The 16,311-nt window shown below is 49.9% G+C and carries 12 protein-coding genes; 6 read left to right on the top strand and 6 right to left on the bottom strand.

The features are described 5' to 3' along the window. Positions 1-56: 56 nt before the first annotated feature. From gyrA to EOS98_RS07655, 3 genes are all read right to left on the bottom strand, one after another. Positions 57-2,693 carry a DNA topoisomerase (ATP-hydrolyzing) subunit A gene (gene gyrA, locus EOS98_RS07665; protein WP_001281271.1) on the bottom strand — a complete coding sequence of 879 codons (2,637 nt, stop codon included), beginning with the start codon at positions 2,691-2,693 and terminating at the stop codon, positions 57-59. 409 nt (positions 2,694-3,102) lie between these two features. Continuing rightward, entirely contained in the window at positions 3,103-4,305 is a 1,203-nt protein-coding gene (locus EOS98_RS07660; RefSeq protein WP_000705581.1) for a mandelate racemase/muconate lactonizing enzyme family protein, read from the bottom strand. Positions 4,306-4,319: 14 nt separating this feature from the next. Beyond that, the gene (locus EOS98_RS07655; protein WP_000098078.1) at positions 4,320-5,645 is read right to left on the bottom strand and encodes an MFS transporter; all 1,326 of its coding nucleotides are present in this window, start codon (positions 5,643-5,645) and stop codon (positions 4,320-4,322) included. A 49-nt stretch (positions 5,646-5,694) separates the two neighbouring features. Here EOS98_RS07655 and EOS98_RS07650 point away from each other — a divergent pair, with 49 nt between their 5' ends. The 5 genes from EOS98_RS07650 (at position 5,695) to yfaE (ending at position 11,528) form a co-directional block, all read left to right on the top strand. Further along, positions 5,695-6,579, top strand: coding sequence for a GntR family transcriptional regulator (locus tag EOS98_RS07650; RefSeq protein ID WP_000944714.1), 885 nt, complete (start codon positions 5,695-5,697; stop codon positions 6,577-6,579). 82 nt (positions 6,580-6,661) lie between these two features. After that, positions 6,662-7,390 (top strand): bifunctional 2-polyprenyl-6-hydroxyphenol methylase/3-demethylubiquinol 3-O-methyltransferase UbiG, encoded by a 729-nt coding sequence (gene ubiG / locus EOS98_RS07645; protein WP_001091009.1) that lies wholly within the window; start codon positions 6,662-6,664, stop codon positions 7,388-7,390. Positions 7,391-7,745: 355 nt separating this feature from the next. Next, positions 7,746-10,031 carry a class 1a ribonucleoside-diphosphate reductase subunit alpha gene (nrdA, locus tag EOS98_RS07640; protein ID WP_001076494.1) on the top strand — a complete coding sequence of 762 codons (2,286 nt, stop codon included), beginning with the start codon at positions 7,746-7,748 and terminating at the stop codon, positions 10,029-10,031. Between the two features lie 112 nt (positions 10,032-10,143). Next, positions 10,144-11,274 carry a class Ia ribonucleoside-diphosphate reductase subunit beta gene (gene nrdB, locus EOS98_RS07635; RefSeq protein WP_000332030.1) on the top strand — a complete coding sequence of 377 codons (1,131 nt, stop codon included), beginning with the start codon at positions 10,144-10,146 and terminating at the stop codon, positions 11,272-11,274. Further along, on the top strand, positions 11,274-11,528 hold the full coding sequence (gene yfaE, locus EOS98_RS07630; RefSeq protein ID WP_000533921.1) for a ferredoxin-like diferric-tyrosyl radical cofactor maintenance protein YfaE: 255 nt from the start codon (positions 11,274-11,276) through the stop codon (positions 11,526-11,528). Before nrdB ends, yfaE begins: the two co-directional genes overlap by 1 nt. Position 11,529: 1 nt before the next feature. Here the strand turns inward: yfaE and EOS98_RS07625 are convergent, their stop codons facing one another. Next, complete coding sequence (locus EOS98_RS07625; RefSeq protein ID WP_000660247.1) at positions 11,530-12,720, bottom strand: MFS transporter; 1,191 nt, start codon at positions 12,718-12,720, stop codon at positions 11,530-11,532. A gap of 161 nt (positions 12,721-12,881) precedes the next feature. On the opposite strand from EOS98_RS07625, the gene EOS98_RS07620 reads away from it, so the two are divergent. Next, positions 12,882-13,760 (top strand): LysR family transcriptional regulator, encoded by an 879-nt coding sequence (locus EOS98_RS07620; RefSeq protein ID WP_126523949.1) that lies wholly within the window; start codon positions 12,882-12,884, stop codon positions 13,758-13,760. Between the two features lie 115 nt (positions 13,761-13,875). Here EOS98_RS07620 and glpQ read toward each other — a convergent pair whose 3' ends face one another. Both glpQ and glpT read right to left on the bottom strand, forming a co-directional pair. Continuing rightward, a complete protein-coding gene (gene glpQ / locus EOS98_RS07615; protein WP_058821330.1) occupies positions 13,876-14,946 on the bottom strand; it encodes a glycerophosphodiester phosphodiesterase in 1,071 nt (356 codons plus the stop codon). 4 nt (positions 14,947-14,950) lie between these two features. Next, a complete protein-coding gene (gene glpT, locus EOS98_RS07610; protein ID WP_000948739.1) occupies positions 14,951-16,309 on the bottom strand; it encodes a glycerol-3-phosphate transporter in 1,359 nt (452 codons plus the stop codon). Between the last annotated feature and the right edge of the window lie 2 nt (positions 16,310-16,311).

Below are 16,311 nucleotides of genomic sequence, written 5' to 3'. Positions count from 1 at the left end.
AGCCCGCAACGGCAAAGAAAAAGGGCCGGATATCCGGCCCTCGCACAGCAATAACATTACTCGTCAGCGTCATCCGCAACGTCGTCATCGCTTTCCGCTTCCGGGGCGATATCCTCATCCCCTTCCGCCACGCTGCCGTCGATAGCGTCGAGTTCTTCGTCATCTACCGGTTCAGCAACGCGTTGCAGACCCACCACGTTTTCATCTTCCGCCGTGCGGATAAGGATAACGCCCTGGGTATTACGTCCCACTACGCTGATCTCGGACACACGGGTACGCACCAGAGTACCGGCATCCGTGATCATCATGATCTGGTCGCAATCGTCTACCTGTACCGCACCGACAACGGAACCGTTGCGCTCGGTCACTTTGATAGAGATAACGCCCTGCGTCGCACGAGACTTGGTCGGGTACTCGTCCGCTGCGGTACGCTTCCCGTAGCCGTTTTGCGTTACGGTCAGAATAGCGCCTTCGCCGCGTGGGATGATCAGAGAGACGACTTTATCGTCTCCCGCCAGCTTAATACCGCGCACACCGGTCGCGGTACGCCCCATCGCACGGACGGCGTCTTCTTTGAAGCGCACCACTTTACCCGCGGCCGAGAACAGCATGACTTCGTCAGAGCCAGAAGTCAGGTCAACGCCAATCAGCTCGTCGCCGTCGTTGAGGTTCACCGCGATAATACCGGCGGAACGCGGACGGCTGAATTCGGTCAGCGCCGTTTTCTTCACGGTACCGCTGGCGGTCGCCATAAAGACGTTGACGCCTTCTTCGTACTCACGAACCGGCAGAATCGCGGTGATACGTTCGTTGGCTTCCAGCGGCAGCAGGTTGACGATCGGACGACCGCGCGCGCCACGACTGGCTTCCGGCAACTGATAGACCTTCATCCAGTACAGACGGCCCCGGCTGGAGAAGCAGAGGATGGTGTCATGGGTGTTGGCCACCAGCAGGCGGTCGATAAAGTCTTCTTCTTTAATACGCGCGGCAGATTTACCTTTCCCACCACGACGTTGCGCTTCGTAATCCGTCAGCGGTTGATATTTGACGTAACCCTGGTGAGACAGCGTCACGACAACATCTTCCTGGCTAATCAGATCTTCGATATTAATATCGGCGCTGTTGGCGGTGATTTCGGTACGACGCTCATCGCCGAACTGATCGCGAATTAACTCCATCTCTTCGCGGATCACTTCCATCAGGCGATCGGCGCTGCCCAGAATGTGCAACAGTTCAGCAATCTGCTCCAGCAGCTCTTTGTATTCGTCGAGCAGTTTTTCATGCTCCAGGCCGGTCAGTTTCTGCAAACGCAGATCCAGAATCGCCTGCGCCTGCTGCTCAGTCAGGTAGTACTGACCGTCACGCACGCCAAATTCTGGCTCCAGCCATTCCGGGCGCGCGGCGTCATCACCGGCGCGCTCCAGCATCGCAGCAACGTTGCCCAGATCCCACGGACGCGAAATCAGCGCCGCTTTTGCTTCTGCCGGCGTTGGCGCGCGGCGAATCAGTTCGATAATCGGGTCGATGTTGGCCAGCGCAATCGCCAGAGCTTCAAGGATATGCGCGCGGTCACGGGCTTTACGCAGTTCAAAAATAGTACGACGCGTCACCACTTCACGGCGGTGGCGCACGAACGCTGAAATGATATCTTTCAGGTTCATGATCTTCGGCTGGCCGTGATGCAGCGCCACCATGTTAATACCGAAGGAAACCTGTAGCTGGGTCTGGGAGTAGAGATTATTAAGCACCACCTCGCCCACCGCATCGCGTTTTACTTCAATCACGATGCGCATCCCGTCTTTGTCGGATTCGTCACGCAGCGCGCTGATGCCTTCCACGCGTTTATCTTTCACCAGCTCGGCGATTTTCTCGATCAGGCGCGCTTTGTTCACCTGATAGGGAATTTCATGGACGATGATGGTTTCACGGCCCGTTTTGGCGTCAGCTTCAACTTCCGCGCGGGCGCGAATGTACACTTTGCCACGACCGGTACGGTAGGCTTCTTCGATACCACGACGACCGTTGATGATCGCGGCGGTCGGGAAGTCCGGACCCGGAATATGTTCCATCAGCCCTTCAATGCTGATGTCTTCGTTGTCGATATACGCCAGGCAGCCGTTAATCACTTCCGTCAGGTTGTGCGGCGGGATATTCGTCGCCATACCTACTGCGATACCGGAAGAACCGTTAACCAGCAGGTTAGGAATTTTGGTCGGCATGACGTCCGGAATTTTTTCCGTACCGTCATAGTTATCCACGAAATCCACCGTCTCTTTTTCGAGATCGGCCATCAGTTCGTGGGCGATTTTCGCCAGACGGATCTCCGTATAACGCATTGCCGCCGCGGAGTCGCCGTCAATAGAACCGAAGTTACCCTGACCATCCACCAGCATGTAACGCAGCGAGAATGGCTGCGCCATACGAACGATGGTGTCATACACTGCGGAATCGCCGTGGGGATGGTATTTACCGATTACGTCACCAACGACACGGGCAGATTTTTTATAGGCTTTGTTCCAGTCATTGCCCAATACGTTCATGGCGTAAAGTACGCGACGGTGTACCGGCTTCAGGCCATCTCGGACATCCGGCAGCGCACGGCCAACAATGACCGACATCGCATAATCCAGATAGGAGCTCTTCAGCTCTTCCTCAATGTTGACCGGTGTAATTTCTCTCGCAAGGTCGCTCATCTAACCGCTATCCCTCTACTGTATCCCGGATTCAAAGGTCGCAAATTATAACACATTCGCCCACGTACTGGTAAACGGAATGCAGCCAGACAATGCTTTATTCGGGTGCCGCATGCTCTCTTCATTTATAAGCGTGGTCCCGGCGTTTATCGGCGATCGGTTTCAGAGGCGACACAGGGGAGATCGGGGTCTGGCTAGGAAGAGGCTGGAAAATCAATACCTCCCGCGTATACCCGTCATACTTCAAGTTTCATGTGCGTTGGCGGCAAGTTACTCGGCCCATCCCTGGGCCTCGCCCCGTCGGGGTTAGCGCAAGCGCTGTTCAAGACGGTTAACCATTTTATCCTGCAACTCGAATTATTTAGGGGATATGCCGGGAGGCATAAACCATAATCAGTATCACCAGATGCTATTTAATCACATAGGCCAGGTATTCTTTCACTACCTCATCGTTTAATTCCTGACCCAATCCGGGCTGTTCCGGCGCGACATAATAGCCATTTTCCGGCTGATAATCGTGGGTACAAAGTTCCCGAATAGATGCTTTCATCGCATTGGTATGATGCTCATGAATAATAAAGTTGGGAATTGCTGTTTCCATATGCAGCGCGGCTACCGTGGAAACAGGACCGCCGCAAACATGCACCTGTACAGTGGTGTCATAAATATTAGCATAGTCACAGATTTTCTTTCCTTCGGTAATTCCGCCGCAGAGACACAAATCAGGTTGCGCTACGGCAATAGACTGCTTCTCCAGTAATTCCCTGTATCCCCATCTTGTGTAGGAACGCTCGCCAGTGGCGATTGGAATCGTTGTTGAACGGGAAACTTTCTGCATATTATCAGAATTTAATGGATGAATCGGTTCTTCATAAAGAAAGATACGATACTTTTCTATCGCCTTCGCAAATTGAATAGCTGAGTTTGTACCGAGAAGAGAATGGATTTCCACGATAATATCAGCATCATCCCCCATTGCTTCACGCATAGCGGCAATTCGCGCTTCCCCCATTTTTAATTGATCGGCCAGTAACAATCCTGAATAGTTACGATTTTTATTCTGAAAAACACAGTCATCACCATTACGATCGATTTCGAGTGGATCCACTTTAATCGCATCATATCCATCGTCAAGAGCCGCACGCGCCGCCTCAGCATATTCATCAGGTGTCACTAATATCTGGCGTTTATCCCCCCAACCAAATTGTAACTGACTAGCATAGGTTCTTAATTTTTCATTAGTTTTTCCGCCAAGGAGCTGATAAACAGGTACACCTAAATATTTACCTTTGATATCCCAAAGAGCAATATCAATAGCGCTCATTCCGGCATAAAAAACGTTCCCGCCCCCCATCCCCCAAAAAGTCTTTCTGAAAAAGAACTCCCAAATTTTTTCGATATTTAGTGGATCTTCACCCACAATCAATGGCGCCAGATCTCTGATGATCCCTACGCCAGCTTTAGCGCCTGCGCCATAGGCCAGTCCTACTTCGCCAATACCACTTAATCCTGAGTCGGTATTCACCCGGATAAGTACTGGATTATAGGAGGACATCGTTTGATCTCTTTTTTTTAATTCACAGTCAAAAACTTCAATAGACGTAATTTTCATAATTTCTCCATTTATCAGGTTCGTGATACAACATTTGTTTGTTGGCTTTTTTCTTTTTTCACATCAATTTTCATTAACGCCAAAACGGCTACCGCAGCGAAGCAAAGTATTGCCTCTACAATAAATATTCCTGTCGCACCATAATGAGTAGAAACGAATCCCAGTGATTTATTAATCAGGAATCCGCCAAGACTTGAACATGAGTTAATAAACGCAATGCTGATAGCCAACCCTGACGGCGACAATAATGCAGAAGGCAGCGCCCAGTAAGGTCCGTAATAGCTGAGGATCCCAACACCATAGAACGTTAGCCCCAGCATTCTCAGCGACATTGAGGGGACAAGAGCAATCATCAGAAAACCACAGCCTGCCAGAAACATGGGTAATGCAGCATGCCATTTTCGTTCATTCTTTTTATCGGAATGCCAGCCCCACCAGGGCATGCTGAACATAGCGAAAATAAACGGAATACTCATGATTAAACCAACGTCAGTATCCGTAAAATCAGCTGAAAATCCCTTCACCAACCCCGGCAACCAGTAGTTTGCCGCCAGAGCAGCCGCCTGAATCAACATGTAGGCGAAAGAAAGCTGAAGCAAAACTGGATTTTTGATTACGGAAAGAAAGGATGAGTTGGTATTTTTATTTAATGCAGCTGCGGTTTCATTGTCAGTACGTAATTTATTAACTAAGGCCGATATCTGCTGTGGCGTAAGCCATTTAGCCTTTTCTGGACTGTCAGGCAGTAAATAAAATGTCAGGATGCCAAGGAATACGGTAGGGATACCTTCAATAGCAAAAAGCCAGCGCCAGCCTTCATAATCCGGGGTATTCAAATGCTCGATGATCCAACCAGACATCGGTGCAGCCAATACCGATGCAACAGCAATAGATAACATGAAGAAACTATTGACTTTTCCGCGTTCACGAGCCGGGAACCAGCATGCAAGATAATAAACCATGCCCGGGAAAAAGCCAGCTTCAAATACCCCCAAAAAAATGCGAGCCAGCAAAATATGTTGAGTATCTTTAGCAAAAAAAATCAGCCCAGTTACCGCTCCCCAGCCGATAATAATGGAACTAATCCATTTTCTTGCACCAAGCTTTTGCAAGCCAATGCTACTCGGAATTTGAAAGATTAAATATGATATGAAGAATATAGAAGAAATATTAGCGAAATCCTCAGGCGTAATACCGAGAGATTCATTCATGCGTAATGCAGCAAACCCAATATTGACACGATCCATATAGTTAAAAAAGTAAAGAATAAAGGCCAAAGGAATGATTTTCCTTTTTACAATACGAATTGCATCGTATAAATTTTCTTGTGGACTACTCATTTTGCATCACCTTTTATGATTCAATGAATAAGGGTATTGACCGGAATCGATGTTACGTAAAAAACAATACAATTCAAAAGCTAATGTGTCATATCTGATATATCAGCAAGCAAACTTAATGAAATATACAATAACAACAATAAAGTATGTAAATTTTCTTATATCTGATATATTAGATCCGTTAATTTTGAATAAATTAATTACAATGGAGCCGGGTTTAACCATGGAGGAGAAGAAAATGAAAAATAGATTAAAGCGTGACTTTAGTCACATATCAATTGAAATACCCAAATCCATCACCCAGGTGATTAAAGAGAAAATAAGGGAGATGATTATCCATGGCGATTTCGATCTTGGGCAAGCGATCAGTGAAAATGAACTATCAAATATTCTGATGGTAAGTAAAACACCAATTCGTGAAGCTTTTATTTGGCTGAGCTATAATGAGAACCTGGTCAACATCATTCCCCGCAGTGGGACATTTGTTTTTTCTGTCACCGACGAGGATATCAATGATCTCATCAAAATGAGGGTTATCCTTGAACAGGGCGCAATTCGTGAAGCGATGGAGAAAAATGCTAACAATGTCATAGTCGAATTAAGCAATATTTTATCGAAGTCAGCAAAAATTAATGCAGAGCGAGATACGCAAGCTTACCTCAAACTGGATCATGATTTTCATTATGTTTTTGTGAAATATGCCGATAATAAATACATTTCACAAGCACACCTGTTGATCTCAGCACGTTTATTGGCAATTCGCTACAGACTGGATTTTACCGCTGAATATATCACCAGCTCTAACCGTGGACATGCCACTATTTTGGATATGTTAAAAAACAACAACGTCGAGGGCGTCTGTAATTTTATCACGCACCACATCGGTAGCGGTTTTACAGAACGCGCAAGAAAACTTCTTGCGCTGAAAGCGTAATAAAGACGGCAGTAGATATAACGCAGCGACTTTGCACCTGCTATACTGCCCCGATAGATCAATAGCGGAATCTCATGTACTCATGAACACTGAAAAACCGTCGGTAGCTCACAACGTTGACCATAATGAAATCGCCAAATTCGAAGCCGTCGCGTCGCGCTGGTGGGATCTGGAGGGCGAATTCAAGCCATTGCATCGCATCAACCCTCTACGCCTTGGCTACATTACTGAGCGCTCAGGCGGCCTGTTCGGTAAAAAGGTGCTCGACGTCGGCTGTGGCGGCGGTATTCTGGCGGAGAGCATGGCGCGCGAAGGCGCTACCGTTACCGGGCTGGATATGGGCTTTGAGCCTTTGCAGGTCGCCAAACTGCATGCGCTGGAAAGCGGCATTGAGGTAGAGTACGTGCAGGAGACGGTTGAGGAACATGCGGCAAAACACGCCCAGCAATACGACGTCGTCACCTGTATGGAAATGCTGGAGCACGTTCCCGATCCGCAATCGGTCGTCCACGCCTGCGCCCAACTGGTTAAACCCGGCGGCGAGGTGTTCTTCTCAACGTTGAACCGCAATGGGAAATCCTGGCTGATGGCGGTCGTCGGCGCTGAGTATATTCTGCGCATGGTGCCAAAAGGCACGCACGACGTGAAGAAATTCATTAAGCCTGCTGAACTGTTAAGCTGGGTAGATGAAACCGTCCTGAAAGAGCAACATATCACCGGGCTGCACTACAACCCGATAACCAATACTTTCAAACTCGGTCCCGGAGTAGACGTTAACTACATGTTGCATACCCGCGCTAAAAAAGCCTGACATCAAAGAATTTTCCTATAAGGGTTGCGTTAGATCATCGGGCGCAACCTTTCTCTTCGATGAAGAAATCAGCATTCGATCAAATTTTGATTTTTTTTTATGAATTGTTGACATCCTCTCCAGGCCTTATCAGACGCGCATTTAGCGATTCTTACGCTTTTGCAACCGCAATTTAACGCCAAAATCAACTCTTGTACTCAAAAGAATCCCTACTAGAATACTCACCATATAGCGTTTCACTTATCGATTACCCCCTATATATAGTATTTATCCACAGAGTTAGTCACAACGTGGCGTTGTGGATAAGCGGGGGGATATTTTTCTTTCACGGACAGGTAAACAGGTAGAAAACCACATGAATCAGAGTCTGCTGGTGACAAAGCGTGACGGCCGTACTGAGCGCATCAATCTCGACAAAATTCATCGCGTTCTTGATTGGGCGGCAGAAGGACTGAATAACGTATCGGTTTCTCAGGTCGAGCTACGCTCGCATATTCAGTTTTATGATGGGATTAAGACCTCCGATATCCATGAAACTATCATTAAGGCTGCCGCAGACCTGATCTCTCGCGATGCGCCGGATTATCAATACCTGGCTGCGCGTCTGGCGATTTTCCACCTGCGTAAGAAAGCCTTCGGCCAGTTTGAGCCGCCCGCACTTTACCACCATGTGGTAAAAATGGTTGAGCTTGGCAAATACGACAATCATCTGCTGGAAGACTACACGGAAGAAGAGTTCAAGCAGATGGATTCGTTTATCGTTCACGATCGCGATATGACCTTCTCCTACGCTGCCGTTAAGCAGCTGGAAGGGAAATATCTGGTGCAAAACCGCGTGACCGGTGAAATCTATGAAAGCGCACAGTTCCTCTACATTCTGGTAGCGGCCTGCCTGTTCTCGAACTACCCGCGTGAAACGCGTCTTGACTATGTAAAACGTTTTTACGATGCGGTCTCTACGTTCAAAATCTCGCTGCCGACGCCCATCATGTCCGGTGTGCGTACCCCAACCCGTCAGTTCAGCTCCTGCGTACTGATCGAGTGTGGCGACAGTCTGGATTCCATCAACGCCACCTCCAGCGCGATTGTGAAATACGTTTCTCAGCGCGCCGGTATCGGTATCAACGCTGGCCGCATTCGTGCGCTGGGCAGCCCGATTCGTGGCGGCGAAGCCTTCCACACCGGCTGCATCCCGTTCTACAAGCACTTCCAGACGGCGGTGAAATCCTGCTCGCAAGGCGGCGTGCGCGGCGGCGCGGCGACACTGTTCTATCCGATGTGGCACCTGGAAGTGGAAAGCCTGCTGGTACTGAAAAACAACCGTGGCGTGGAAGGTAACCGCGTACGTCACATGGACTACGGCGTACAGATCAACAAACTGATGTATACCCGCCTGCTGAAGGGCGGCGACATTACGCTGTTCAGTCCGTCCGATGTACCCGGGCTATACGATGCGTTCTTCGCCGACCAGGACGAATTCGAACGCCTGTACGTGAAATATGAAAACGACGACAGCATCCGCAAACAGCGTGTGAAAGCGGTCGAACTGTTCTCGCTGATGATGCAGGAACGCGCCTCTACCGGTCGTATCTATATCCAGAACGTTGACCACTGCAATACTCACAGTCCGTTCGATCCGGTTGTCGCCCCGGTACGCCAGTCTAACCTGTGTCTGGAGATTGCCCTGCCGACCAAACCGCTGAACGATGTCAACGATGAAAACGGCGAAATTGCGTTGTGTACGCTGTCTGCATTCAACCTGGGCGCCATTAAGACTCTGGACGAGCTGGAAGAACTGGCTATTCTGGCAGTACGCGCTTTGGATGCTCTGCTCGATTATCAGGATTACCCGATTCCGGCTGCCAAACGCGGCGCAATGGGCCGTCGTACGCTGGGCATTGGCGTGATTAACTTCGCCTACTGGCTGGCGAAAAACGGTAAGCGTTATTCCGACGGCAGCGCCAATAATCTGACGCATAAAACCTTCGAAGCCATTCAATACTATCTGCTTAAAGCGTCCAACGAACTGGCGAAAGAGCAAGGCGCCTGCCCCTGGTTCAACGAAACCACCTATGCAAAAGGCATTCTGCCGATCGACACCTACAAAAAAGATCTGGATGCGATCGTCAACGAACCGCTGCACTACGACTGGGAACAGCTGCGTGAGTCGATCAAAACCCACGGTCTGCGTAACTCCACGCTATCGGCGCTAATGCCGTCGGAAACGTCGTCCCAGATCTCCAACGCCACCAACGGCATTGAGCCGCCGCGCGGCTACGTCAGCATCAAGGCCTCGAAAGACGGTATTTTGCGTCAGGTCGTGCCGGATTATGAGCATCTGAAAGACGCTTACGAACTGTTGTGGGAGATGCCGAACAACGACGGTTATCTGCAACTGGTGGGTATCATGCAGAAGTTTATCGATCAGTCGATTTCCGCCAATACCAACTACGATCCGTCACGTTTCCCGTCAGGAAAAGTGCCGATGCAGCAACTGCTGAAAGATTTGCTCACCGCGTATAAGTTTGGCGTGAAAACTCTGTACTATCAAAATACCCGCGACGGCGCGGAAGATGCGCAGGACGATTTGGCGCCTTCTATTCAGGACGATGGCTGCGAAAGCGGCGCTTGTAAGATCTGATGAATAGTGCCGGGTAGCGCTATGCTTACCCGGCCTACGATTGTACGGTTTGTAGGCCGGATAAGGCGCTTGCGCCGCCATCCGGCGCTCATCCCATAAAGGATTCACTTCAATGGCATACACCACTTTTTCACAGACGAAAAACGATCAGCTCAAGGAACCCATGTTCTTTGGCCAGCCGGTCAACGTTGCACGCTATGACCAGCAGAAATATGACATCTTCGAAAAACTGATCGAAAAACAGCTCTCTTTCTTCTGGCGTCCGGAAGAGGTCGACGTCTCCCGCGATCGTATCGATTATCAGGCGTTGCCGGAGCACGAAAAACATATCTTCATCAGCAACCTCAAATACCAGACGCTGCTGGATTCCATTCAGGGACGTAGCCCGAACGTCGCCCTGCTGCCGCTCATTTCCATCCCGGAGCTGGAGACGTGGGTAGAGACCTGGGCGTTTTCTGAGACGATTCACTCACGATCCTACACCCACATTATTCGTAACATCGTCAACGATCCGGCTGTCGTTTTTGACGATATCGTGACCAATGAGCAAATTCAGAAGCGCGCCGAAGGGATCTCCGCCTACTACGACGAACTTATTGAGATGACCAGCTACTGGCATCTGCTCGGTGAAGGCACCCATACCGTTAATAGCAAAACGGTTGTCGTGAATCTGCGTGAGCTGAAGAAAAAACTGTATCTGTGCCTGATGAGCGTGAACGCGCTGGAAGCCATCCGCTTCTACGTCAGCTTCGCCTGCTCTTTCGCATTTGCCGAGCGTGAACTGATGGAAGGCAACGCCAAAATTATCCGTCTGATCGCCCGTGACGAAGCTCTGCATCTGACCGGCACGCAACATATGCTGAACCTGTTGCGTAGCGGCGTGGACGACCCGGAGATGGCGGAAATCGCCGAAGAGTGTAAACAGGAATGTTATGACCTGTTCGTGCAGGCGGCGCAGCAGGAAAAAGAGTGGGCGGACTATCTGTTCCGCGACGGTTCGATGATCGGCCTGAATAAAGATATCCTGTGCCAATACGTTGAATATATTACTAATATTCGTATGCAGGCGGTAGGGCTGGATCTGCCGTTCCAGACCCGCTCCAACCCAATCCCGTGGATCAATACCTGGCTGGTGTCCGATAACGTTCAGGTCGCGCCACAGGAAGTGGAAGTTAGCTCTTATCTGGTCGGACAAATCGATTCAGAAGTCGATACCGACGATCTGAGTAATTTCCAGCTCTGATGGGACGCGTCACGCTGCGTATCACTGGCACACAGCTGCTGTGCCAGGATGAACACCCTTCTCTGCTGGCCGCGCTGGAATCGCATAACGTTGAGGTGGAGTATCAGTGCCGCGAAGGTTATTGCGGCTCCTGTCGTACCCGACTGGTTGCCGGCCAGGTTGACTGGATTACGGAACCTTTAGCGTTTATCCAGCCGGGAGAGATTTTGCCCTGCTGCTGCAGGGCAAAAGGCGATATCGAAATCGAGATGTAACTCAGTGCAACTCGCTGGTGGAAACCAAAGGCATCACGCCACGTTTTTTCATCTGCACGGCATACAGTGCGCCAGCGAGTACCACCAGCACCGCGCCAGCGACATAAATCATACGATAGCCAACCGACTCAACCATCATTCCCATGATAAAGGCGCCAATCGCCATTCCGGCGTCCATCGCGTTAAAGAACAGTGAATTCGCCACGCCGATTTTATGCGGTTCAACCGAGCTGATAATTTGCGTCTGGAAAACCGGCGTGACCGAACCGTAGCCGATACCGATGAGACCGCCGGAAATAATCATCATGATGCTGCCATTGGTGTAGCCCAACGCCACCAGACCGATGGTAAAAGCCAACAGGCATGGGAAAACAACGTATTTCGGCCCTTTTTTATCACAAATATTCCCGGTGAAGGTACGGCATATCATCAGGAAAATCGCGTAACACAGCAGGAAATTACTGGCCGCCGCCATTAAATCCAGCTCACGCGCATACAGCGCCAGGAAAGCCGACACGCCGGCATAGGAGAAAGTCATAAAAAAGGTGACCAGCGCAAAAGGCAAGGCGGCGCGGTCAAACATCGCGGCAAAACCCAGATTCGGTTTCGAACCATCGGCATGACGAATTACCGGAGGGACCGTCACAATCAGGGAAAGTACAATCCCTAACGCCGCTACAGCGGAACAAAGCCAGAATGCGGCAGTGAACGCGTTCCAGCGGGCCATATTCAAACCGATCCACGGTCCGACGACCATCGCCAGGCCCATCGCTAAAGAGAAAAAGCTGATGCCCTCTCCACGTCGGGAGGCCGGAATTAACCGCGCTGAAATAGTTCCTTTTACCGTGGTAATAACACCAAACGTAATCCCATGAAGTACGCGGATAAAGAGCAGCGACTCGATAGAATGGCAAACCGGATACAGCGCGGTAATCACCAAAAAAGCCAGAGAAGAGAGCACCAGAATCTTTTTATTCGAATATTTTCCCACCCACTGTCCGGCAAATGGCCGAATAACAATTGCCGCGGCCAGGAAACATGTCACTAACAGCCCGGCCTTATCTGCAGAAGCATGCAGGCGATCAGCGATATAAATGGGTAATAAAGTTAGCAGTACATAAAAAACAAAAAAGATAATAAAACTGACTATGGTGATTGCCCAAAAATCCTTCGTCCATAATTTTTCTTTCATTCTTAACGACCCGCTCAGATGGCGCACGCAGGCAACGCTCAGCTCAACTGAACACCTATCAGGTGCGTCAAAATGTGATGTATTCGATAGAATCGCAGTATAAACAAGTGCACTCTATTAGAAAAATTAATCGTTTTAATTATATTGATTAGGTTTTACTAATGACGCTAACCCAAATCCACGCCCTGCTTGCCGTACTGGAGTACGGCGGATTTACCGAAGCCAGCAAACGGCTATACATGACGCAATCCGCCGTCAGCCAGGCCATCTCCGCGCTTGAGGAGGAGCTCGGCGTTGATATATTGATTCGTGAGCGTCGTAAAGAGATTGAGCTTACCGCCGCCGGTAGCCGCATCGTCAGGCACTTACGCGCGATCCAGCGCGACGTCAACGCGGTAAAAGAGATTGCCGAACAAGAAAAAAAGAACCCGGCCCGTACGCTACGGATTGGCTGTTTTCCCAGCGCCTGCGCCTGCATTTTACCCGGCGTCATTCGCTATTTTGAAAGCCATCATCCAAATGTAAAAATTATCCCCTATGAAGAGAACAGTACGGCTATTATTGATTCGCTGCAGGACGGAAGTATTGATGCCGGTTTCGTTCCTTTTCCGGTCAACGGTATGTATTGCGTCCCCATTTACCGGGATAAATTCACCGTAGTGGTGCCTGAAAATCATCCCCTGGCGGCCAATAGTACAGTAACGGTCGAAGAACTGATGGACGAACCACTTATTGTCAGTAAAGGTCGTTATGAATTAAGCATTATGGCGTTGTTTAAAGAAAAGGGTATTGAGCCGATATTTAAATATGAATTTAACCATCCCGATACTGCGCTGAATTTTATTCGCCAGGAATTAGGTATCGCCTTATTGCCAGAATTAACCTTAAAAGCCACGACAGGAAAATTATGCTCCGTGGCGCTGGAACCCACCTTTTATCGACAAATTTCCCTGTTAGCAAAAGAACCGCCGGTAGAAGGAAGTCCGCTATTTTTATTACAAAAATGTATGGAAACACTGACCGATGAGGGGTTGCTATAAAACAACCCCGCCTGATGGTATTGCGTTTACCAGACTTACGCTGGCAAACGTTGCGCCAGGCCGGATGAGGCGTTTATGCCCTCATCCGGCGCGTCACTTCTACTATGGCAAACCTTTAGTCATTTTTTTGCAGGAACATGACCGCCTTATCCGGGAAGTCAGTGAACAGCCCGTCGACGCCCGCCTTGTTATACAGGATGTCGTACAACTGATTGACGTCTGTGGCATAGTCCGGCAATTGATCGGCACGCACAGTGTAAGGATGCACTACCATCTTATTCTGATGCGCGTCTTGCACCATTCCAGTCAGCTTGATATTCCCTTTCGTTGAGCCTTCCGCGACCAGCATATGGTAATCCGGACCAATACCGTCCGCATATTCCGCCACCTGCTTCATAGCGCCCGGCTTAAACATCCAGTCGTAGTTGTAATTTACCCAACGACCGTCCGGCTGTTTCTGCTGTGTTTCATTCCAGTCGGTATACGCAATAAGTTGAACCAGATTGAGATCCATCCCCATTTTGGGTTCCAGTTCATTCTTAATACGTTTCAGCTCAGCGACATCAAAACACTGCAAATAGACATTGTCCTGCTTGCCGGTGTAACCATACTTCTTCAGCACTTCCAGCGTTTTCGCGGCAATATCTTTCCCTTCCTGATGATGGAACCACGGCGCTTTAATTTCCGGATAAATACCGATATTTTTACCGGTAGAGTGATTTAATCCCTGAACGAATTCAATTTCCTCTTCAAAGGTATGAATGCGGAAATCAGATTTTCCCATCGGGAAACGGCCCGGATAAGTTTGTACTTTTTTGCCGTTTTCAATATCAAACCCTTCGGTGAACTTCAGGGATTTAATTTCATCCAGCGTAAAATCGATAGCGTAATAGCGCCCATCTTTACGCGCCCGGTTCGGAAAACGATCAGCGACGTCAGTCACCCGGTCAAGGTAGTGGTCATGGAGGACGACCAGATGGTCGTCCTTTGTCATCACTAAATCCTGTTCCAGATAATCTGCCCCTTGCGCATACGCCATCGCTTTCGCCGGTAGCGTATGCTCCGGCAGATAACCGCTGGCGCCACGGTGGGCGATAACGACTTTTTCAGCCGCCACGGCGCCGCTTCCGATGGTCATTCCTGCCAACATTAACGCCACGCTAAGGTTTTTCAGTGTGGTTTTCATGTTATTAGCCTCCGTTGCGTTTTAACTGCAGCTCATCATGATGGCGTTTTTCACCAATCATCACGACCACCAGCAGGATTACCGCCAGAATGCTGCCGCCAATCATCACCATAAAGCCGCCATCCCAACCGAAGAAGTCAACGGTATAACCCACAATGGCGCTTGCAGCGACAGAACCGCCCAGGTAACCAAACAGACCGGTAAAGCCCGCCGCCGTACCCGCCGCTTTTTTCGGCGCCAGTTCCAGCGCGTGCAGACCGATCAACATTACCGGGCCGTAGATCAGGAAGCCGATGATAATCATACAAGCCATATCAACGTTCGGGTTTCCTGCCGGGTTCATCCAGTAAACGATGGTCGCGATAGTCACCAGGGTCATAAAGAACACGCCGGTCGCGCCACGGTTGCCGCGGAAGACTTTATCCGACATCCAGCCACACAGCAGCGTGCCCGGAATACCCGCGTATTCATACAGGAAGTAGGCCCAGGAGGATTTATCCAGTGCGAAATGCTTCACTTCTTTCAGGTAGGTCGGCGACCAGTCGAGGATGCCGTAGCGCAGCAGATAAACAAACACGTTGGCGATAGCGATGTACCACAACAGTTTGTTTGGCAGTACGTACTGCATGAAGATCTGCTTCGCAGTCAGCTCTTCTTCCGCTTTTTCGTTGTAGTCGTCCGGATAGTCGTTTTTATACTCTTCGATAGGCGGCAGACCGCAGGATTGCGGCGTATCGCGCATCATTGCGAAAGCGAACAGCGCCACCACAATCGCGCCAAAGGCTGGCATATAGAGCGCCGCTTTCCAGTCGTTAAACCACGCCATCCCCAGCAGGAACAGCAGTGGCGGGATCCCGCCGCCGACGTTATGCGCGCAGTTCCAGACCGACACAATGCCGCCGCGTTCTTTCTGCGACCACCAGTGAACCATCGTACGTCCGCACGGCGGCCACCCCATCCCCTGGAACCAGCCGCAAAGGAACAACAGTACAAACATCACGGCGATGCTGGATGTCGCCCACGGTACAAAGCCCATAAACAACATGACTGCTGCGGCCAGAATCAACCCTGCCGGCAGGAAAACGCGCGGATTCGAGCGATCGGACACCGAACCCATTATAAATTTCGAAAAACCATAAGCGATGGAAATCCCGGACAGCGCAAAGCCCAGATCGCCGCGTGAAAAACCCTGTTCTACCAGGTAGGGCATCGCGAGGGCAAAGTTCTTGCGCACCAGATAATACGCGGCATAGCCAAAGAATATCCCCAGGAAAATCTGCCAGCGTAATCGGCGATAGGTCGGATCAATCTCCGCCGCTGGCAAGCGCGCTTTATGCGGCGCTGGTTTAAAAATACTCAACATAT

Origin of the sequence: Salmonella sp. SSDFZ69 (assembly GCF_004010755.1) — a bacterium.
In the GTDB taxonomy this organism is placed as follows: domain Bacteria; phylum Pseudomonadota; class Gammaproteobacteria; order Enterobacterales; family Enterobacteriaceae; genus Salmonella; species Salmonella enterica.
This window is presented reverse-complemented; position numbering and strand designations above follow the sequence as displayed.

Coding starts and splice junctions, on each gene's coding strand:
- EOS98_RS07625 (WP_000660247.1), bottom strand. CDS start 12,720: ATGAAAGAAAAATTATGGACGAAGGATTTTTGGGCAATCACCATAGTC.
- EOS98_RS07660 (WP_000705581.1), bottom strand. CDS start 4,305: ATGAAAATTACGTCTATTGAAGTTTTTGACTGTGAATTAAAAAAAAGA.
- yfaE (WP_000533921.1), top strand. CDS start 11,274: ATGGGACGCGTCACGCTGCGTATCACTGGCACACAGCTGCTGTGCCAG.
- EOS98_RS07620 (WP_126523949.1), top strand. CDS start 12,882: ATGACGCTAACCCAAATCCACGCCCTGCTTGCCGTACTGGAGTACGGC.
- EOS98_RS07655 (WP_000098078.1), bottom strand. CDS start 5,645: ATGAGTAGTCCACAAGAAAATTTATACGATGCAATTCGTATTGTAAAA.
- EOS98_RS07650 (WP_000944714.1), top strand. CDS start 5,695: ATGTTACGTAAAAAACAATACAATTCAAAAGCTAATGTGTCATATCTG.
- glpQ (WP_058821330.1), bottom strand. CDS start 14,946: ATGAAAACCACACTGAAAAACCTTAGCGTGGCGTTAATGTTGGCAGGA.
- ubiG (WP_001091009.1), top strand. CDS start 6,662: ATGAACACTGAAAAACCGTCGGTAGCTCACAACGTTGACCATAATGAA.
- glpT (WP_000948739.1), bottom strand. CDS start 16,309: ATGTTGAGTATTTTTAAACCAGCGCCGCATAAAGCGCGCTTGCCAGCG.
- gyrA (WP_001281271.1), bottom strand. CDS start 2,693: ATGAGCGACCTTGCGAGAGAAATTACACCGGTCAACATTGAGGAAGAG.
- nrdB (WP_000332030.1), top strand. CDS start 10,144: ATGGCATACACCACTTTTTCACAGACGAAAAACGATCAGCTCAAGGAA.
- nrdA (WP_001076494.1), top strand. CDS start 7,746: ATGAATCAGAGTCTGCTGGTGACAAAGCGTGACGGCCGTACTGAGCGC.